Source organism: Rhizobium sp. KNZ14-9A (genome assembly GCF_056755015.1).
In genome coordinates this window covers 4564425-4582423 of the sequence record NZ_JBPGXB010000002.1, presented here as the reverse complement: position 1 = coordinate 4582423, position 17999 = coordinate 4564425, and the positions used below count along the sequence as shown (strand labels likewise).

Genomic DNA, 17999 nt, shown 5'->3' with positions numbered 1-17999 from the left:
TGCGTTGCCGGCCGAGCCGGTGTGCCCCGGCGCTTCCATGCGCCGGCCGTAACGGGGCCGCTGTTGCCGCGGCCCCAATGCCTGTCCGCCGGGAAGCGCTTACGCGCTTTCCCGGAAATCATCGTCCGCCGTGTCCGGTCCGCCCATGGACATGTCCAGGGCAAAACCCTTGGCGCGGGCTTGCTGAGCGACAATGCCGTTGGCGGCAGCCGCCTTGCCGACCGGCTTGCGAGGTGCAGATGGAGCCGGGCTGCGCGTGGTCACCTTGGCAGCCGGTGCGCGACCCTGGCGGCCACCCGTCGCCATTGTCTTGCCACCCGCCGTATCCACTTTGAAGAAGGCGATCGACGTCTGCAGTTCCTCGGCCTGGGCAGCGAGCTCTTCGGAGGTTGCAGACATCTGCTCGGAAGCACCCGCATTCTGCTGGGTTACCTTGTCGAGCTGCTGGATCGCCTCGTTGATCTGCGACGCACCGACATCCTGCTCGCGGCATGCAGAGCTGATCTCCGCCACGAGTTCCGCCGTCTTTCTGATGTCAGGCACCAGGCGGCCGAGCATGTCCCCGGCTTCCTGGGCGGCAGTGACGGTATCGCTCGACATGGCGCTGATTTCCGCTGCCGCCGACTGGCTGCGCTCTGCAAGCTTGCGCACTTCCGAAGCGACGACTGCAAAACCCTTGCCGTGTTCGCCGGCACGAGCCGCTTCCACCGCAGCGTTGAGTGCGAGAAGGTCGGTCTGGCGGGCAATTTCCTGAACGATGCCGATCTTCTGGGCGATCGTACGCATGGCCTCGACGGCGCGGGAAACGGCGCTCCCGCTCATCTCCGCATCCTTGGCGGATTGACGCGCGATCTTTTCCGTCTGGGCGGCATTGTCGGCGTTCTGTTTGATGTTGGCGGCCATCTCTTCCATCGAGGAGGAGGCTTCCTCGGCCGCCGAAGCCTGCTCGGTGGCGCCCTGCGATACCTGTTCGGAGCTCGCCGAAAGTTCCTGGCTGCCGGCCGAAACATTCTCGGCGGCCGCAATTGCGTCCGCGACGACATCGCGCAAACGCTCCACCATCTGTTCCAGCGCGGTGCCGAGTGTATCCTTGGCTGAAAGCGGCTTCGGAGAAACCGTCAGGTCGCCGGCAGCAATCTGCGTGGCAATATCGGCAGTGATGCGAAGGTTGGCAACCATGCTTTGCATCGCGATGCCGAGCGTATCCTTGGCCGAAAGCGGCTTGACCTCGACCGAGAGGTCGCCTTCTGCGATCTGGTTGGCAACATCGGCGGTAGCGCGCAGGTTGTTCACCATGCCGAGCATGGCAATACCGAGCGTATCCTTGTCGGAGAGCGGCTTCGGTGTAACGCTGAGGTCACCATTCGAAATCTCGTTTGCGATGCCAGCGGTATTGCGCAGATTATCCGTCATGACGTTGATCGTGTTCACCAGATCCTTGATCTCGTCGTTGCTCTTGATCTCGACCTTCTGGTTCAGATCGCCGATGGCGACGGCGCTAGCGACGTTCATAATCTTGCGCAGGCCACTGTTGATGCCGAGCGCGATCCACAGTGCGGCGGCAAAAGCGATAACGGAAGCGCCGATGGCGATGCCGATCAGCAAGTTTCTGGTGTTGCTGTAGAGGACTTCAGTATCGTTGTCGGCTTGCGTCATCGACTTCTGCTGAAGCGCGACAAGCGTCGTAAAGACGTCTTCCAATTCTGTGACGATGGCCCGAACCTCTCCACCGGAATAGGCCGTGGCCCCTGCCCTGTCGCCATTTTCCTGGATCAAGGCGACTTTGTTGGAACCTTCCACGAAACGTTTGCTCAGCTCGACCAGCCTGTCCCACGTAGGCTTGCCGTCAGCCGTTGCAAGCTGCTGACCGCCTGTCGAGAATGTGAGCAATTCATCCATGCTCTTTGCCGAATTTTCGTAGTGTTTCCTGGCTGCTTCAGGATCCATTTCCAAAAGGGCGTTCTTCTGCCATCGGATAGCATCGAGCTCGGCAGCTTTCGCTTCCAGAGCCAGCTCCAGTCTTTTTGAAGGACCTGCGATCAGGTTGCCGACGGCATCGTTCAGGGAGCTGAGGCTGATAATTCCAAAGACTGCACTACCCACTAGCAACAATATGACAAAGCCGAACGCGGCTGCGAGCTTGAGCTTGATCGTGATACGCATCGCAATACCCCTATTTGAAAGCGACGGAATAAATGTGGACCGGTGGTTTCCTGGGCGCGGCGTCACGCAGCAAAAACATTCCGGAGGCGAAGACAGTTATCGAAGAAATTGCGATCTTGCGTCCGGCGTTCCTGGGCACCGAATGCTTGTGTCAGGGGCCATAAGCCTGGTCCCTGACGGTATTGGAGCGAGAAAGCGCTCAGGCGCTTTCGCGGAAATCATCGTCGCCGGCGTCCGGGCCGCCCATCGACATATCCAGGGCAAAGCCCTTGGCGCGTGCCTGCTGGGCGGCAACCGTATTGGCGGCAGTGGTCTTCTTGCCGGCAGGCTTACGGATTGCTGCCGGAGCCGGGCTGCGGACCGTAACCTGGGCGGCCGGCGCGCGGGACTGGCGGTTACCGGCCATGTCCACCTTGAAGAAGGCGATCGACGTCTGCAGTTCCTCGGCCTGGGAGGCGAGCTCTTCCGAGGTTGCGGACATCTGCTCGGAGGCACCGGCATTCTGCTGCGTCACCTTGTCGAGCTGCTGGATCGCCTCGTTGATCTGGGCAGCCCCGATATCCTGCTCGCGGCACGCCGAACTGATCTCGGAAACCAGCTCTGCCGTCTTGCGGATGTCGGGCACCAGGCGGCCGAGCATATCGCCCGCTTCCTGGGCGGCTTTCACCGTATCACCGGACATGGCGCTAATTTCGGCGGCGGCCGACTGGCTGCGTTCGGCAAGCTTGCGCACTTCCGAGGCGACGACCGCAAAACCCTTGCCATGCTCGCCGGCACGCGCCGCTTCCACGGCAGCGTTCAGCGCGAGAAGGTCGGTTTGGCGCGCGATCTCCTGGACGATGCCGATCTTCTGCGCGATCGTGCGCATGGCATCGACGGCGCGGGAGACGGCTTCGCCGCTGGCTTCCGCATCCTTGGCCGACTGGCGGGCGATCTTCTCGGTCTGGGCGGCATTGTCGGCGTTCTGCTTGATGTTGGAGGCCATCTCTTCCATCGAGGCCGAAGCCTCTTCGGCGGAGGCGGCCTGCTCCGTCGCACCTTGAGAAACCTGCTCGGAACTGGCCGAGAGTTCCTGGCTGCCCGCAGAGACGTTCTCGGCAGCCGAAATCGCATCGGCAACGACGCCGCGCAGGCGCTCGACCATCTGCTCGAGCGCAGTGCCGAGCACATCCTTTTCCGAAAGCGGCTTCGGTGAAACGGTCAGGTCGCCGTTCGAGATCTGGTTGGCCACTTCGGCAGTTGTGCGCAGGTTGGTCACCATGCTCTGCATGGCGATGCCGAGAGCATCCTTATCCGACAGCGGCTTTGCGTCGATCGAGAGGTCCCCCATGGCGATCTTGTCGGCAAGGGCCGCAGTGCTGCGCAGGTTGGCGGTCATGATATTGACCGTGTCGATCAGATCCTTGATCTCATCATTGGTCTTGATCTCGACCTTCTGCTCGAGATCGCCTTTCGAGACGGCTTCCGCGATGAAGGCAACCTTCTTCAGGCCACGGTTGATACCGAAAGCGATCCAGACCGCGATGGCCGTCGAGAAAACGAACAGCACCGCCGCCATGCCGATCAGGGCGCTGCTGGAATTGTCGTATTGGACATTCGTCGCTACATCGGTGGCGTGAAGATCTTCAACGATATGATTGTTGAGCTCGCCCAGGATCTTCAGGAGATTATCGGTGATCTTGGCACCTTCGCCCATAGAGATCTGAGCGGCATGCGCGTTGCTTTCAGCAGTGTTCTGGGTCGCCAGATCAAGGATCTGGTCCTGCATCCGTGTCCAGTTCGGATAGACCGAACGGAATTCTGCGAGCTTGCTGACGATTGCCGGATTGGTCTCCTTGTCGAGCTCGGACAGCCGGTCGTCGATAGTCTTCCGTTCCTGCGCGACCGTGTCCCGATATCCGGTGATGGCAGCCGGATCCGTGTTCATAATGGCATTTTTCTCGGCGCGGATCGATGCGGCGACCGCATCAGAAAGCCCGCCCGAATTCAAAAGGTTCTTGGCAGGACCAGCAACGATATCGCTGATGGCGGCATTGAGTGAATAAAGATTGGAAATGGCAAGACCTGCCATCCCAAGCGCCAGTAATATTACGAGACCAAAAGCAATACCTAGCTTCATTTTAATGGTGAAACGCATCTCTATCCCCTGAAAGCGGAAAATACTGTCTCGCAAGGCGGCCCGTGAGCAGATCGCCAGTAAGTAAAACCAATGAAGAGCCAAAAAAGGGGGACAGCGAGTGATTCACTTCCCAGCAGTCGGACATCTAGTGATCACGACGCTAACGCATACACACGTTGCGGGATATTTCGGTCCGAGGCCGCCGAAGCGGCCGCGGAGAGTTTCGGTTGACTGCGAAGCCGCTTAAGCGCTTTCGCGGAAATCGTCGTCACCGGCGTCGGGGCCGCCCATCGACATGTCCAGAGCAAAGCCCTTGGCACGTGCCTGTTGGGAAGCGACGGTGTGGCCGTGATTGTGGTTCTGCGTAGCCGGAGCTGGCTTGCGTGGGGCAGCGGCCGGAGCCTTGACCACCTTGGCAGCCGTCTTTGCAGCGGTCTTCCGTACGCCAGCACGGGTCGCGCCTGCCGTATCGACCTTGAAGAAGGCGATTGAAGCCTGCAGTTCCTCGGCCTGAGCAGCAAGCTCTTCAGAAGTAGCCGACATTTCTTCCGAAGCACCGGCATTCTGCTGGGTCACCTTGTCGAGCTGCTGGATCGCCTCATTGATCTGCGAGGCGCCGATATCCTGTTCGCGGCAGGCGGCACTGATCTCGGAGACGAGTTCGGCAGTCTTGCGGATATCCGGAACCAGGCGGCCAAGCATTTCGCCGGCATCGCGGGCGGCCTTGACCGTGTCGCTCGACATGGAGGAGATCTCCGCGGCTGCCGACTGGCTGCGTTCTGCAAGCTTGCGCACTTCCGAGGCGACGACCGCAAAACCCTTGCCGTGTTCACCGGCACGCGCAGCTTCGACGGCGGCGTTCAGGGCCAGCAGATCGGTCTGGCGGGCGATTTCCTGAACGATGCCGATCTTCTCGGCAATCGTGCGCATCGCATCGACGGCGCGGTTGACAGCATCGCCGGAAGCTTCCGCGTCCTTGGCGGATTGGCGGGCGATCTTCTCGGTCTGGGCGGCATTGTCGGCATTCTGCTTGATGTTGGCAGCCATCTGCTCCATCGAAGCGGAAGCCTCTTCAGCCGAAGCCGCCTGTTCGGTCGCACCCTGCGAGACCTGCTCGGAGCTGGCCGACAGTTCCTGGCTGCCCGAAGAAACGTTGTCGGCGGCAGACAGGGCATCGGCAACGACACCGCGAAGGCGTTCGATCATGATATTGACGTTGCCGAGCAGTTCGCCGATTTCGTCATGCGTGGTGATTTCGGCCATCTTCGTCAGGTCGCCTTCGGCAACTTCGCGGACAACGGTGTTGGCGCGGCTGAGACCCTTGCTGATGGTATTCGCGATCCAGAAGGCAGTGAGGACTGCAATCAGCAACGCTGTTCCGGCAACCGCGATCATCATCGTGCGCGTCGTGGCATACTGCTGGTCAGCGTTGTCATCCGCATCCTGCATGCGCTTTTTTTCGAGCGCCAGAATTTCATCGAGCGTGGAGTCAATATCGTTGGCTGCCTGGCGAGCCGTCGTAACCGAGACAGTGTTGGCGCCGTCCATATTGCCGCCTTTGATGAAATCTCGGATCTGGTCGTCTGCCTGATTGAATGCCTTGGAGAGTTCGGCAACGCGTTCCCAACGCGCTTTGCCTTCCTCGGTCGCAAGCTTCGTCACGGCAGCGAATGCGTCGGCGAAGTTTTTGCGGGCCTGGTTGCCCTTTTCGATTGCACCGGAAGCGTCGTCGGCATTGCGTGCGGTCAGAAGGTTCTTCTGCTGGCGGATGGCTTCGAGCTGGGCGATATTGATCTGTTGCGCCAGGTCGAGACGCGCGGCAGGACCGGCAAGAAGGTTGCCGATCGTATCGTTCAGCGAGCCGAGGCTGAAGATACCATAGGCAGCAGTGCCCATGAGCATGAGAATGATAAAGGTGAACGCGGTCACCAGCTTAGTCTTGATCGTCAATCGCATCGTTTTAACCCCTCAATGATTGGCCCCCGGCTAGTTGACGGCCCCCGCCGTCTCATGCCTCGATGAGAAAATCGCCTGCAAATTCGGAAGGATGATGAACTCGCCCCCCCTCTTGACCAGGCAGTTGATGTAATCCGCGCGCCAACGCATACCCACGCTTGGCGGTGGTTCGCTGGCGCTTTTCGTCAGCGTCGTCACCTCGTTCACCTTGTCGGTACGCATTCCCACGAGAGTCTGCTCCCCCTGCAGATCGACCTCGATGACGATGATGCGGCTGTCGATCGTCGCTTCCGAAGCTTCCATCCCAAAGGCGAGACGAAGATCGGCAAGCGGAATGACCTTGCCGCGGAAATTGATGACGCTGGCGACGAAGGGCTGGCTGCCCGGCACCGCCGTCTCGGGAAGCAGATCCAGGATTTCCTGGACGATTACCGCTTCCAGCGCGAAGGTTTCGCCATTGAGATCGAAGGTCAGAACTTCGATTTCCTCGGCGTAATTCCAGTGCTTGTCGAATTTTTCGGCTGTTGCTGCTGTGCTCATCCTGCCACGCGCAATTGCGCCTCCTGTTGCTGACCCGCGGCAACGAGGTGCCCGACGTCAAGAATGAGGGCGACGCTGCCGTCGCCGAGAATGGTAGCGCCAGAGAAGGTCGCCACGTCGTTGTGCAATTTCGACATCGACTTGATGACTGTCTGGTGGTCGCCGATGATCTGGTCGACCACGAGGCCGACACGTTCGGTGCCTGTCGAGATGACGACCACCTTCTGATGGACATCAGGCTTGGTGCCGGTGCGGAAGAGATCGCGCAGGCGCAGGAACGGCACCAGGCTGTCGCGCAGCGAGATGAAGCTGCGCCCACGCGAGCGGAGATCTTCTTCCAGCGACAGTTCAAGGCATTCCTCGACCGCCGAGAGCGGGATGACGTAGCGGCCGGAGCCGACACGCACCAGCAGGCCGTCGATGATGGCGAGCGTCAGTGGGATGCGAAGGGAGACTTCCGAGCCTTGCCCCGGCAGGCTGACGATCTCGATCGCACCACGCAGCGCCTCGACCGTCTTCTTGACGACATCCATGCCGACGCCGCGGCCGGAGAGATTGGTGATCTGCGCGGCCGTGGAGAAGCCGGGCGCGAAAATGAGCTGCAGCAATTCCTGATCGGAAAGCGGCTGGCCGGGCGCAATCAGGCCCGAGGATTCCGCCTTGGCGCGAACCCGCTCGCGGTTGATGCCGCGGCCGTCATCCTTGATCGAGATGATGACTTCGCCGCCGGACTGGTGGGCGGACAGCGTCACGGTACCGGCTTCCGTCTTGCCTGCGCCGAGGCGTTCGGCTGGCGGCTCGAGGCCATGGTCGATCGAGTTGCGGACCAGATGGACAAGCGGATCGGCAAGACGCTCGATGACGGTCTTGTCGACTTCGGTCGTTTCGCCCTCGGTGACGAGTTCGATGACCTTGCCGGTTTCGCGGGCGAGATCGTGTACGAGGCGGCGGAAGCGCGAGAAGAGCGTTCCGACCGGCACCATGCGCAGCACCATCATCGTGTCGCGCAGCTCACCGGAGAGACGTTCGATTTCTTCCGAAACCGAGCGTAGGGCAATATCCGAACTGGAGCTTGCCAGCTGACTGAGGCGCGACTGGGCAATGACGAGTTCGCCGACACGGTCCATCAGCTCGTCGAGCCGCTCTGCCGGAACGCGGACGTTTTCCTGTGCCTTTGCCTGGGCTGCCGCCTGAACAGGCGCTGGCGTTTCACGCTTCACCGGAACCGCCTCGACCGGGCGGAATTCTGGAGCAGCGGCGGGCACCGGTGCGACAGGTGCTGCGGCAACCGGAACGTCCGGAGCAGGAGCGACGTCCGTCTTTGTCTCGGCCGGTGCGGCTTGCGGGCCGGCGATTTCCTGAACGTCGAGCTCCATGTCATCCATGACGAAGATGAACACGTCGTCGATGGCCGAACGGTCCTGTTCGCTTGTCAGAATGACGTCCCAGGAAACGTAGAGCTCAGTCGGGACCAGATTATCGAGCGGCGGAATGCCTGATGTGTTTGCGCGGACTGTGCATTCGCCGAGATCGCGCAGTTCATCCAGAAGGCCGAGCGGGTTGGTGCCGTTGGCCATGGAATTTGCCGGCAGGCTGAAACGGATGCGCCAGGTCGTTTTCTTCTTGGTGGGAGCGGCGACGGCAGGGGCTGCAGCGGCAAGCGCGACAGCCTCCTTGACTTCGGCCTTGCCGCCGACGGCGGCCTGGAGCTGGGCAAGCAGCTTGTGGCCGGTATCGCCGTGATCGGCATCGGGCTGTTCGACGAGGGCGCGCATATGATCCTGCGCGGCAAGAACGGCGGCGACGAGCTCGGCGGTTGCCGGAACCTCACCCTTGCGGACACGGTCGAAGGCCGTTTCGCAATGATGGGTGAAAGCGGCAAGCGCCTCGAAGCCGAACATCGCACCCGAGCCCTTCAACGTATGAAGGCCGCGGAACACGGCGTCGACGAGGTCCTTGTTTTCGAGGTCGTGGTTGAGGTCGAGAAGGCCGGCTTCGATCGCCTCGAGGCATTCGGCCGCTTCGGTACGGAATACTGCGACTGGATCAAGCGAGCTCATCTGCCAAGAACCTTCTTCACGATCTTAACGAGATTTTCCGGATCGAACGGCTTTGTAAGCCAGCCGGTGGCACCGGCGGCTTTGGCACGGGCTTTGAGGTCCGCGTCGGATTCGGTCGTCAGGAAGATGATTGGCACGCCGGCCTGGGCGGGCAGCTTCCGCAATTCTTCGATCATCGTCAGCCCGTCCATGACAGGCATATTGAGGTCGGTGACGATCAGGTCGAAATTGCCGCTCTTGGCTGTTGCCAGACCCTCGGCGCCATTGACGGCTTCGGTGACCGTGTAGCCGGCATTGGTCAGCGTGACCTTTGTAGTCAGGCGGATGCTGGCGGAATTGTCGACGGTCAGGATGTTTGCGCTCATAACGTCACCTCTTTATGCAACCAGAACTTCTTGTCTTCTTCATCGAAGGCCTCGGTAAATCCGGCCCGCTCAAGGACCTTGAGAAGCGGACCGCTGGCCGGAGCCGAAAGGGTAAAAGTCTTGCCTTCGGCCTTTGCCTGACGGCGGGCGGCTTCGATGAGCTGAAGAAAACTCAGATCCGCTTCCGCGTTTTCGGGAAGACTTAGAGTAATGTTATTATTGCCGCGAAATCGATCAATAATATTCAAATATACTTCCGAAGCATTACGAATGCTCAGAACTTTCGGAAGGGATATAGATTCGCAATATTGTGCCTGAGTATCCAATGCAGCCTCCATGGTCGGAGAAATACTTAACGACCATAAAAGGACTCTCATGACAGGCTTAACAGTGCGTAAACGTCGGTTGTAGGAAAGTGCAATTACCGCGAGTTTGGACTCCCTGAATTATCATCCAGGATAACTTATACTGAAGCTTTCTCATATGGTAAAATACCACGAAAAAACAGATAGATAAGCTGGAACCGCCGCAGAACCTATCAATTCTTGCCGAATGCCTTCATAGGTTGTTAATCACAACGTTTACGAGTCTGTGGCGTTTACCTGCCGTTTCCATCCTGCCCGTAAAAATAGAGTCAAATTGCCTGTGTTTATAAGTAAAGGTACAAAAGTGGCAAACGCGACGGCATCGGCACAGACTGCGCACTACGCATCAGGTTCGGATATCAGCCGTACCCTGGAATCGGCCCGCACCCAGGTCGAGGAACGCTTCCTCGAAGGTGGCACCGTCCTGCTGTCCGTGATGGATGTCCTCAATCGTCTGTTGACGTCACTGGACCAGATCACCAAGGCGCTGGACAACAATGAGGCGAGTGACACCAGCGCCGATCTCAATGCAACGGTCCAGAATCTGATCGAGCTTCCTGGCGCTGAGGAAAACCGCCAGCAGGCTCTGGCGGCACTTGCCCAGACCGGCTCGGAACTGCACCGGCATGTCGCGGATATGCAGGAAACGATGCGCTACCTGCGCACCTTCGCGGTCACGGTAAAGATAACGGGTGCCGGTCTCGCCGAATTCGCGGGCTTCGCCCAGGAAATCCTCGAGCGCATCTATTCGGGGACGGACGAAGTCAATCGCTTCGCCACCCATCTCGACAGCCTGCAGAAGGAGGTTAAGCTCGCCCTCTCCTTTGGCAACAGTCTCTCCAAAAGCTATGCCGACACGGTTCCTGCCGTCGCCAGGGCGCTTAAGGACGACGCAAAGAAGATTGCCGATCACCGCCAGAACCTCGGCGCCATCGCCCGAGACGTAGGCGCCATCGCTCGCGGCGTACAGGGCAAGGTCGCATCTACGCTTTCGGCGCTGCAGATCGGTGATATCACCCGTCAGCGCATCGAGCATGTGCAGAACACCTTTTCGCTGCTGGAGGATTTCTTCGCGAGCGAAGACGGCGCCAAGCTTGATGGCGATGCGCACAAGCGGCTGCAGAACGTCATTCACCACCTGACGGCCGCGCAGATGGCAGACATGTGCACCGACTTCCAACGGGATTCCCGCAATGTCGTAAAGACCATCGCGAGCTTCAGCCAGGATACGCAGCAAATTCTGAGGTTGCGCGACCAGATGAGCGGTCAGAGCGACGGCAGCGGCGGCAATTTCATGCGTGCGCTGGAATCAAGCGTCTCTGCTGCCCACGAGATCGTCAAGCAGGTCGATACGGCGAGCCGTCAAGCCGACCAGGTCAGTCAGTCGACGCTCGGCACGGCCGCAACCCTTCTGCAGTCCATCGAGGCGATCCGCGCGGTCAAGACTGATATCCACTATATGGCGCTGAATACCAACCTGCGCTGCAGCCGTCTCGGTGAAGAAGGCAAGTCGATCAACGTCGTCACCGCCGAGTTGCGCATCTTTGCCGGCAAGCTCGATGATTCAGCCGATGCCATCGTCAATGGCCTGCCGGCGCTCGAGGCTTCGGCCGGACGTGTCGCTCCTGCCGCCGGCACCAAGAATGGAGGCCTTGCCGAAAGCCTCACCTCGGCCGTCGGCACGATCCGCGCTGCTGCCAACCTGATGGAAGACGAGCTCAAGGTACTTGCCGAACATGGCCGCGAGGTCGCAACCAGGATCAACCTGCTGATCGGCAAGCTCGATTTCCAGCATGATCTCGGCGACGTGCTCGCCCGTTGCGCCGACGTGCTGGAAACGGTGGCCGGCGACCAGATCGCCGATATTTCCGACATTGCCGAGGCAATCGCCCCGCTCGACCACAGGATCTTCAAGCTCTACACAATGGTGCAGGAACGCAATGTCCATCGCGACATCATTCCCGCCACCGAGGAAACAACGGCAGCGGCTCCTGCTGAGCCCGCCAAGGCCCAGAGCGACGAGGATCTGTTTGAGGACGCCCTTTTCTAGAAAGACCGCGGGTTAGTTGATGCGGCGGAACTTGTTCGCCGCTTCGATCGCCGCCTTCTGCTGGTCGTCCTCGATGCCGAGATAGAAATCCTCGAGCGAGGGGTCGCTCAACCCTGCGCGCCGCGACAGGACATACCATTTGGCAGCCTCGACCGGATCTGGCGCCGTACCGATCGCGTTGATGTAGAGATGCGCGAGCTTGTTTTGTGCAGCGACATTGCCCCTATTGGCGGCAATCTTCAGCCATTCGAAGCCGCGCACGTAATCCTTCGGCCCGCCGACGCCGTTGACCAGCCAGATACCCATGTCAAGTTGGGCCGTATCGAAGCCCGCCCGCGCCGCGCGCGCCATCCACTCGCGGGCCAGCTGCTTCTTGTCTTCGGGCAGGTCTGGCACCTGCTGATAGATCTGCGCTACCGCATATTGCGCGTCTGCGACGCCCTGCTCCCCCGCCTTTTCATAATAAGGCAGGGCAAGTTTCAATCCCTTGTCGCCGGGATTGTCGGCAACGAGCGTCTGCGCCCAATTGAATTCTGCGGATGAATTTCCGGCATTGGCCGCCTTGCGCATATATTCGTCGGCCTTCGCCTTGTCGCGCGTGACGTTATTGCCCTCCATGAGGAGCAACGCATATTTGAACATGGCAGTCGGATCGCCGCCCTCCGCCGCCTTGCCGTACCAGAAGGCAGCGTTCTTCATGTCCCGCTTAACGCCGAGGCCCTGCGACAGAATTTCGGCGATCAGGGTCTGGGCTGCTGGATCGCCGAGTTGCGCCCGTGGCAGCGCTTTGTCCATAGCGGTCAGATAATAGCCGCGCTGATAGGCGCCGAACGCCTCATCGATCTGACCCTTATATTCCTTTTCAGGTGGCAGGTCGGGCAGCTTCGCACCCATACGATCGAAAACCCCGACACCATCGGACGGCACAATACCCTGCGGCTGCGGTCGATCGGTACGGAATGTCTGGCTGGGCGTCGCCGAGGGCTCGGCAATCGCCCCATTTGCCTGCGCCGCCGCAAATTCCGGCCGGGCCGCCAGCAAGACGGTCATACAAAGGAGAGCGCATCTCGAAAAGCGGGCGGGGATCGGCATAAGCGCGATATCAATCCTCAAACCGTGGCGCTTTTTCGTCAAGCAAGGCATTGATCTGAGCCACGATCGAGGGCGCCTGAGCCGGCTCGGCAAATACGCCCATGCGCATCGCCACAAACTCGGCCCCAGTCTCCGCAACGGCAAGCGCGGAAGCCGGATCAGTGCCGCCCATGACGATGCACGGGATTTCGATCATCGACGCCCACCACTCGGCAAGCGCCAGGTTCTTCGGATGCGCCTCCGGCTTGATGTCGCCGTCGAGCTTGCCGAAGAAGATATAGTCGGGCCGCTCCTCGCCGACTGCGAGCGCTGTATGCCGGTCGGCGGCATTGCCGCCACCGACAATCAGCTTGTCGGCATAACGATCGATCGCATCGGCAATCTCGCTTGCCGGTCCGGCGATGTGCAGGCCATCGGCCTTCGAACGACCGACGACGCGGCTGTCGCCGGCAATCAGCGCCGCGGCACCGGCGTCCTGAATGATGGGCACGAGCTTTTCAGCGTGTTTCTGGAAGCTGCCGTCATCGAGACCGTATTGCGGCAGGATAACGGACGCGACATCACCGCCCTTCAACGCATCGGCAACGATCGCCGCCCTTTCATCGGCATCGGCGATATCGGGCACAACGAGAACAAGGCGGCAGCGGTTTTCCGGTTCGGTCATGAAGTCTTTCCATCTGCGGCGGTTTTTCCTGCTCTATGGCGGATCCGCACTCGTTTTGAGTGAGTAATTCCGATAGAGGGGGCTTGCAAGGGGAGGAACTTCAAAAGCATGCCGCAAGATCTGTCATTCTACTACGCCGCAATCCCGGCTGTCATTCTTGTCGGGCTTGCCAAAGGCGGGATGGGCGACGCTTTGTCGCTGATCGGCCTTCCCTTTCTCGCCCTCGTCGTAGCACCCGTCGAAGCCGCCGCGATCCTGCTTCCCATCCTCGTCTTCATGGACATGATATCGCTGGTCATCTGGCGCCAGCACGGCGACTGGACGACGCTGAAGATCATGCTGCCTGGCGGCCTTCTCGGCATTGCCTTCGGCTGGGCCACCTCCGCTCTCGTGCCGGGCAGCATGTTGCGCATTCTCATCGGCGCCGTCACCGTTGCCTTCTGTCTGCGTTATTTCTGGAACAATTTCGGCCCCGGCAAGGGTATAGCCATCCCGCCGCGACCCCAGCGCCCGGTACTGGCAAGCCTTTGGGGCACGTTTTCCGGTTACGGCAGCTTCGTTGCCCACGCCGGCGGCGCGCCCTTCCAGATTTACGCCCTGCCGCTCAAGCTGCCGCCACGCGAATTCACCGGCACCAGCGTGCGCTTCTTCGCCATTCTGAACGCTGTAAAGCTCGTTCCGTATTTTGCGCTCGGCCAGCTCGACACCCGCAACCTTCTGGCCTCTGCCACGCTCCTGCCCTTCGCCCCGCTGGCAACGATTGCCGGTGCATGGTGTGTGCGGCGCATGAAGCCGCAGATATTCTACCCCTTCATCTATGCCATGGCGCTGATCGCTGCTTTCCTCATCCTGCGCGAAGGCTTGCTCGAATAGGGTTGTGTTCCGTTGCGATGCACAATTTCCTTGCTGCAAGAGCCTGTTTGACGTAGCTTTTTGTGATGTCGAACACGGACCCCTTCGCTGCGATTGCCGATCCGAACCGGCGGTTCTTGCTGGAGGAATTGCGGCGCGCGCCGAAGACGGTCAATGAGCTTGCCGAGGGCCTGCCGATCAGTCGTCCTGCCGTGTCGCAACACCTGAAAGCGCTGCTCGAAAGCAACCTCGTTTCCGTGACCTCGGAAGGGACGAAGCGCATTTACACGGTCAATAACCGTGGCTTCGACAAGCTCAATCTCTGGCTGGATCAGTTCTGGGCCTAAGGCGCCCCTCATCGTAAAAACGCCAGCCCGATGCCGCATGCAAGGGACTGGCGCTTGATTTCGGTTATTCACCGGGTCTTGCTTGATGGTCTAGAAAATTGGGGAATTTACCTTTTCTTTCACAAGACAGATGTCCGGCGATAGCCTGGAAAGATCAATGGACGGATGACTTGAGACGCTCGATCTCGTCCTTGATGCGCAACTTACGGCGCTTGCATTCGGCAAGTTCAGTATCGGAAATAGAGGGAGATGTTCTCAGGGCATGCAACTCCTCCTCGAGAGCGACATGCTTTTTCTGGAGCGATTCAAGATGAGCTTGAACAGTCATTTGACCCTTCCTTCCTCTTACCCTTCCCCAGCCATCCATTGCTGGAGATCCAAGGTGTCAACCAGCGGACTGTGACACATTTTTAAAGGCTTGTCGAAGGCCAAAAGATGGAGACTAAGCGGCAAATTCATGATCAACACTAACTTCCCGTTACCTCTATTTGGTGATAGGAGCTTGCGGAAATTATCGGCAGACCGGACAAGGTCCGAAGACGATTATGGGGAATATAAATGGCCGATCAGGAACAGGCGGAAATCAGGCTCATGGTGGCGCGTCTGCGCCAGGAGCACGAGGATTACGACGCCGCGATCAACGCCATGATTGAGACGGGCTGCGATGCCCTGCGCATCCAGCGCATGAAGAAGAAGAAGCTGGTCATCAAGGACAAGCTCTCCAAATTAGAAGACCAGATCATCCCTGATATCATCGCCTGAAGGAACGATTGTGACGATGACAGACAGACCACCAGTCGCCATTATCATGGGCAGCCAGTCCGACTGGGAAACCATGAAGAATGCTGCCGATACGCTGGAGGCGCTGGAAATCGAGTATGATGCGCGCATTATCTCGGCTCATCGCACACCCGACCGGCTCGTAACCTTCGCCAAGGGCGCACGTGCCGAAGGCTTCAAGGTCATCATCGCAGGTGCAGGCGGCGCGGCGCACCTTCCGGGCATGACGGCGGCAATGACGCCGCTGCCGGTCTTCGGCGTGCCCGTGCAGTCAAAGACAATGTCCGGCCAGGACAGCCTGCTGTCCATCGTTCAGATGCCGGGCGGCATCCCCGTCGGCACGCTTGCCATCGGCAAGGCCGGCGCGATCAATGCGGCACTTCTTGCTGCGGCAGTCCTTGCCCTCTCGGACGAGGAAATCGCAGAGCGCCTCGACGAATGGCGCGAGCGCCAGAGCGCCTCCGTCGCCGAATATCCGATGGACGATCTCTGATGGTCAGGACAATAGGCATCATCGGCGGCGGCCAGCTCGGCCGCATGCTTGGCATGGCCGCAGCCCGGCTGAACTTCCGCACAATCATATTGGAGCCGCAGGCCGACAGCCCTGCCGCTCAGCTCGCCAACCAGCAGATCGTCGCTGCCTATGATGACCCATCAGCGCTCGCCGAACTGGCTGGGCTCTGCGATGTCGTAACCTACGAATTCGAGAACGTGCCTGTCGCCGCTGCCGAAATGCTGGCAAAGAGCGTGCCCGTCTATCCGCCGCCGAGGGCATTGGAAGCTGCGCAGGACCGGCTGGTCGAAAAGCGCTTCATTAATGGTTGCGGCATCCCGACGGCTCGTTTCCATGCCATCGACAGTCAGGCCGATCTCGATTCGGCGCTAGCGGATTTCGGCAGCCAGGGCGTGCTCAAGACCCGCCGCCTCGGCTATGACGGCAAGGGCCAGATGGTCTTCCGGTCAGCAGCCGATAATGCTGAGGGCGCCTATGCGGAACTTGGCTCGGTGCCGCTCATCCTCGAAAGCTTCGTCGCCTTCGAACGCGAGGTCTCGATCATCGCCGCCCGCGCCACCGACGGTACTGTGCTCTGTTTCGACCCGGCCGAAAACGTGCACCGCAACGGCATCCTGCATACGTCGACAATTCCGGCGACAATCTCCGCCGCCACCGCCGATGCGGCGCGCAAGGCTGCCGAACAGATTCTCACCGCGCTCGATTATGTCGGCGTCATCGGCATCGAGTTCTTCGTGCTGGCCGATGGCAGCCTGATCGCCAACGAGATGGCGCCTCGCGTACACAATTCCGGCCACTGGACGGAAGCCGCCTGCGTCGTCTCGCAATTCGAGCAACATATCCGTGCCGTCGCCGGCCTGCCGCTCGGCAATCCGCGCCGCCATTCCGATTGTGTGATGCAGAACCTGATCGGCGACGATATCCTTGCCGTTCCGGACTGGCTGAAGCGTGACGACACGCTGGTGCACCTCTACGGCAAGACCGAGGCGCGCGTCGGCCGGAAGATGGGCCACGTGACGACGCTGACGGGCAAAGCCTGCTGAGCCGTTTGCCCGGCCGGCACCTGAAACCCACGGAAAAAAGCCTTCACGTGGTTGACACAAGGCGGAGGTCGGGTTATCTGCTCCCCCACCTAAAGAGCGCGCCCAGCCGGCGCGCTTTTGATTGTTAAAAGACACGGGCGAATGTGAATTCCCCCAGAAACATCGCGGATCAGAAAAATGAAGATCAAGAATTCGCTCAAGTCGCTCAAGGCGCGTCATCGTGACAACCGTCTCGTTCGCCGCAAGGGCCGCATCTACATCATCAACAAGCAGAACCCGCGCTACAAGGCTCGTCAGGGCTGATTGCGCGTATCCGGTTTGCCTGCCCTCAGGTGGGCATATCGGTTGGTCGCTTCGGTGATCACGCCAAATTTGTTTGATCTTCAGCGATGGCGGGCTAATATGTCCGCCATGCGCTTTTTTGCCTTGACCTCAGCGGCGCTGCCGCTTGCCCTCACCCTGTTCGCTCCTGCTCTCCCCGCTATGGCTCAGCAGAAAGACGTTATCGTCGAACAGCCGGCCGATTCCGATTCGTCTCCAAAGCAACGTCTCGACCAGCTCTATGGGCAGCTGAAGCGTGAGCGCGACCCCGACAAGGCAAGCAGCATCGCCAATCAGATCCGCATGGAATGGAACGATTCCAACAGCGCGACGATCAATCTCCTGATGCAATGGGCCGACAAGGCGATCGAGGAAAAGCGCAATCCGGCAGCGCTCGATTTTCTCGATGAAGCCATCGCCCTGAAACCCACCTATGCCGAAAGCTGGAACCGTCGTGCAACACTGAACTTCGTGCTCGGCAACTATCGCAAGTCGATGGCCGACATCGAACAGGTGCTGAAGATCGAGCCCCGCCATTTCGGCGCCCTGTCAGGCATGGCGGCTATCCTCGCCACCACGGGCAATGACCAGATCACCCTCAAGGCCTGGGAGCGCGTTCTGGATGTCTACCCCGCCGATCGCACCGCGCAGGAGCAGGTCAGCACGCTCTCGGAAAAGCTTGCCGGCAGCCGCACCTGACAGATCCGGCGCGCACTTGACGACGTAGGAAGGCGCACAATCTTAGCTCAATGATATCGTCACTGTGCG

Annotated in this window: 18 protein-coding genes; 8 read left to right on the top strand and 10 right to left on the bottom strand. The window is 59.9% G+C overall.

Features of this window, described 5'->3' with window-relative positions; genetic code table 11:
- Window positions 1–99 precede the first annotated feature (99 nt).
- From ACR9ZQ_RS29340 to ACR9ZQ_RS29310, 7 genes are all read right to left on the bottom strand, one after another.
- Window positions 100–2163 carry a HAMP domain-containing methyl-accepting chemotaxis protein gene (locus ACR9ZQ_RS29340; protein WP_481429216.1) on the bottom strand — a complete coding sequence of 688 codons (2064 nt, stop codon included), beginning with the start codon at window positions 2161–2163 and terminating at the stop codon, window positions 100–102.
- Window positions 2164–2362: 199 nt separating this feature from the next.
- Window positions 2363–4300, bottom strand: a complete 1938-nt coding sequence (locus tag ACR9ZQ_RS29335; protein ID WP_481429215.1) for a HAMP domain-containing methyl-accepting chemotaxis protein — start codon at window positions 4298–4300, stop codon at window positions 2363–2365.
- 225 nt (window positions 4301–4525) lie between these two features.
- Window positions 4526–6238: a methyl-accepting chemotaxis protein gene (locus ACR9ZQ_RS29330; RefSeq protein ID WP_310383539.1), complete on the bottom strand. Its 1713-nt coding sequence runs from the start codon at window positions 6236–6238 to the stop codon at window positions 4526–4528.
- A 30-nt stretch (window positions 6239–6268) separates the two neighbouring features.
- Complete coding sequence (locus ACR9ZQ_RS29325; RefSeq protein WP_310383541.1) at window positions 6269–6778, bottom strand: chemotaxis protein CheW; 510 nt, start codon at window positions 6776–6778, stop codon at window positions 6269–6271.
- Complete coding sequence (locus ACR9ZQ_RS29320; RefSeq protein ID WP_310383543.1) at window positions 6775–8838, bottom strand: chemotaxis protein CheA; 2064 nt, start codon at window positions 8836–8838, stop codon at window positions 6775–6777. The genes ACR9ZQ_RS29325 and ACR9ZQ_RS29320 overlap by 4 nt, the downstream gene beginning before the upstream one ends.
- Window positions 8835–9203, bottom strand: coding sequence for a response regulator (locus ACR9ZQ_RS29315; protein WP_481429214.1), 369 nt, complete (start codon window positions 9201–9203; stop codon window positions 8835–8837). Before ACR9ZQ_RS29315 ends, ACR9ZQ_RS29320 begins: the two co-directional genes overlap by 4 nt.
- Window positions 9200–9529, bottom strand: coding sequence for an STAS domain-containing protein (locus tag ACR9ZQ_RS29310; protein ID WP_481429213.1), 330 nt, complete (start codon window positions 9527–9529; stop codon window positions 9200–9202). Before ACR9ZQ_RS29310 ends, ACR9ZQ_RS29315 begins: the two co-directional genes overlap by 4 nt.
- A 343-nt stretch (window positions 9530–9872) precedes the next feature.
- Here ACR9ZQ_RS29310 and ACR9ZQ_RS29305 point away from each other — a divergent pair, with 343 nt between their 5' ends.
- Window positions 9873–11618, top strand: coding sequence for a chemotaxis protein (locus ACR9ZQ_RS29305; protein ID WP_481429212.1), 1746 nt, complete (start codon window positions 9873–9875; stop codon window positions 11616–11618).
- 12 nt (window positions 11619–11630) lie between these two features.
- On the opposite strand, the gene ACR9ZQ_RS29300 is transcribed toward ACR9ZQ_RS29305, so the two are convergent.
- Both ACR9ZQ_RS29300 and ACR9ZQ_RS29295 read right to left on the bottom strand, forming a co-directional pair.
- Window positions 11631–12710 (bottom strand): tetratricopeptide repeat protein, encoded by a 1080-nt coding sequence (locus ACR9ZQ_RS29300; RefSeq protein WP_310383550.1) that lies wholly within the window; start codon window positions 12708–12710, stop codon window positions 11631–11633.
- A 10-nt stretch (window positions 12711–12720) separates the two neighbouring features.
- Window positions 12721–13374, bottom strand: a complete 654-nt coding sequence (locus tag ACR9ZQ_RS29295) for a thiamine phosphate synthase (RefSeq protein ID WP_310383552.1) — start codon at window positions 13372–13374, stop codon at window positions 12721–12723.
- Window positions 13375–13482: 108 nt separating this feature from the next.
- On the opposite strand from ACR9ZQ_RS29295, the gene ACR9ZQ_RS29290 reads away from it, so the two are divergent.
- Both ACR9ZQ_RS29290 and ACR9ZQ_RS29285 read left to right on the top strand, forming a co-directional pair.
- Complete coding sequence (locus tag ACR9ZQ_RS29290; protein ID WP_310383554.1) at window positions 13483–14247, top strand: sulfite exporter TauE/SafE family protein; 765 nt, start codon at window positions 13483–13485, stop codon at window positions 14245–14247.
- 65 nt (window positions 14248–14312) lie between these two features.
- Window positions 14313–14573: an ArsR/SmtB family transcription factor gene (locus ACR9ZQ_RS29285; protein WP_025669780.1), complete on the top strand. Its 261-nt coding sequence runs from the start codon at window positions 14313–14315 to the stop codon at window positions 14571–14573.
- Window positions 14574–14727: 154 nt separating this feature from the next.
- Here the strand turns inward: ACR9ZQ_RS29285 and ACR9ZQ_RS29280 are convergent, their stop codons facing one another.
- Window positions 14728–14901 carry a YdcH family protein gene (locus ACR9ZQ_RS29280; protein ID WP_007826474.1) on the bottom strand — a complete coding sequence of 58 codons (174 nt, stop codon included), beginning with the start codon at window positions 14899–14901 and terminating at the stop codon, window positions 14728–14730.
- 230 nt (window positions 14902–15131) lie between these two features.
- Here ACR9ZQ_RS29280 and ACR9ZQ_RS29275 point away from each other — a divergent pair, with 230 nt between their 5' ends.
- The 5 genes from ACR9ZQ_RS29275 (at window position 15132) to ACR9ZQ_RS29255 (ending at window position 17930) form a co-directional block, all read left to right on the top strand.
- Window positions 15132–15335: a YdcH family protein gene (locus tag ACR9ZQ_RS29275; protein WP_007826473.1), complete on the top strand. Its 204-nt coding sequence runs from the start codon at window positions 15132–15134 to the stop codon at window positions 15333–15335.
- Window positions 15336–15351: 16 nt separating this feature from the next.
- Window positions 15352–15846: a 5-(carboxyamino)imidazole ribonucleotide mutase gene (gene purE, locus ACR9ZQ_RS29270; RefSeq protein WP_007826471.1), complete on the top strand. Its 495-nt coding sequence runs from the start codon at window positions 15352–15354 to the stop codon at window positions 15844–15846.
- Window positions 15843–16910 (top strand): 5-(carboxyamino)imidazole ribonucleotide synthase, encoded by a 1068-nt coding sequence (locus ACR9ZQ_RS29265; protein ID WP_310383984.1) that lies wholly within the window; start codon window positions 15843–15845, stop codon window positions 16908–16910. Before purE ends, ACR9ZQ_RS29265 begins: the two co-directional genes overlap by 4 nt.
- A 177-nt stretch (window positions 16911–17087) precedes the next feature.
- Complete coding sequence (ykgO, locus tag ACR9ZQ_RS29260) at window positions 17088–17213, top strand: type B 50S ribosomal protein L36 (RefSeq protein WP_007826467.1); 126 nt, start codon at window positions 17088–17090, stop codon at window positions 17211–17213.
- Window positions 17214–17312: 99 nt separating this feature from the next.
- Entirely contained in the window at window positions 17313–17930 is a 618-nt protein-coding gene (locus ACR9ZQ_RS29255) for a tetratricopeptide repeat protein (protein WP_113181450.1), read from the top strand.
- The last annotated feature ends 69 nt before the right edge of the window (window positions 17931–17999 follow it).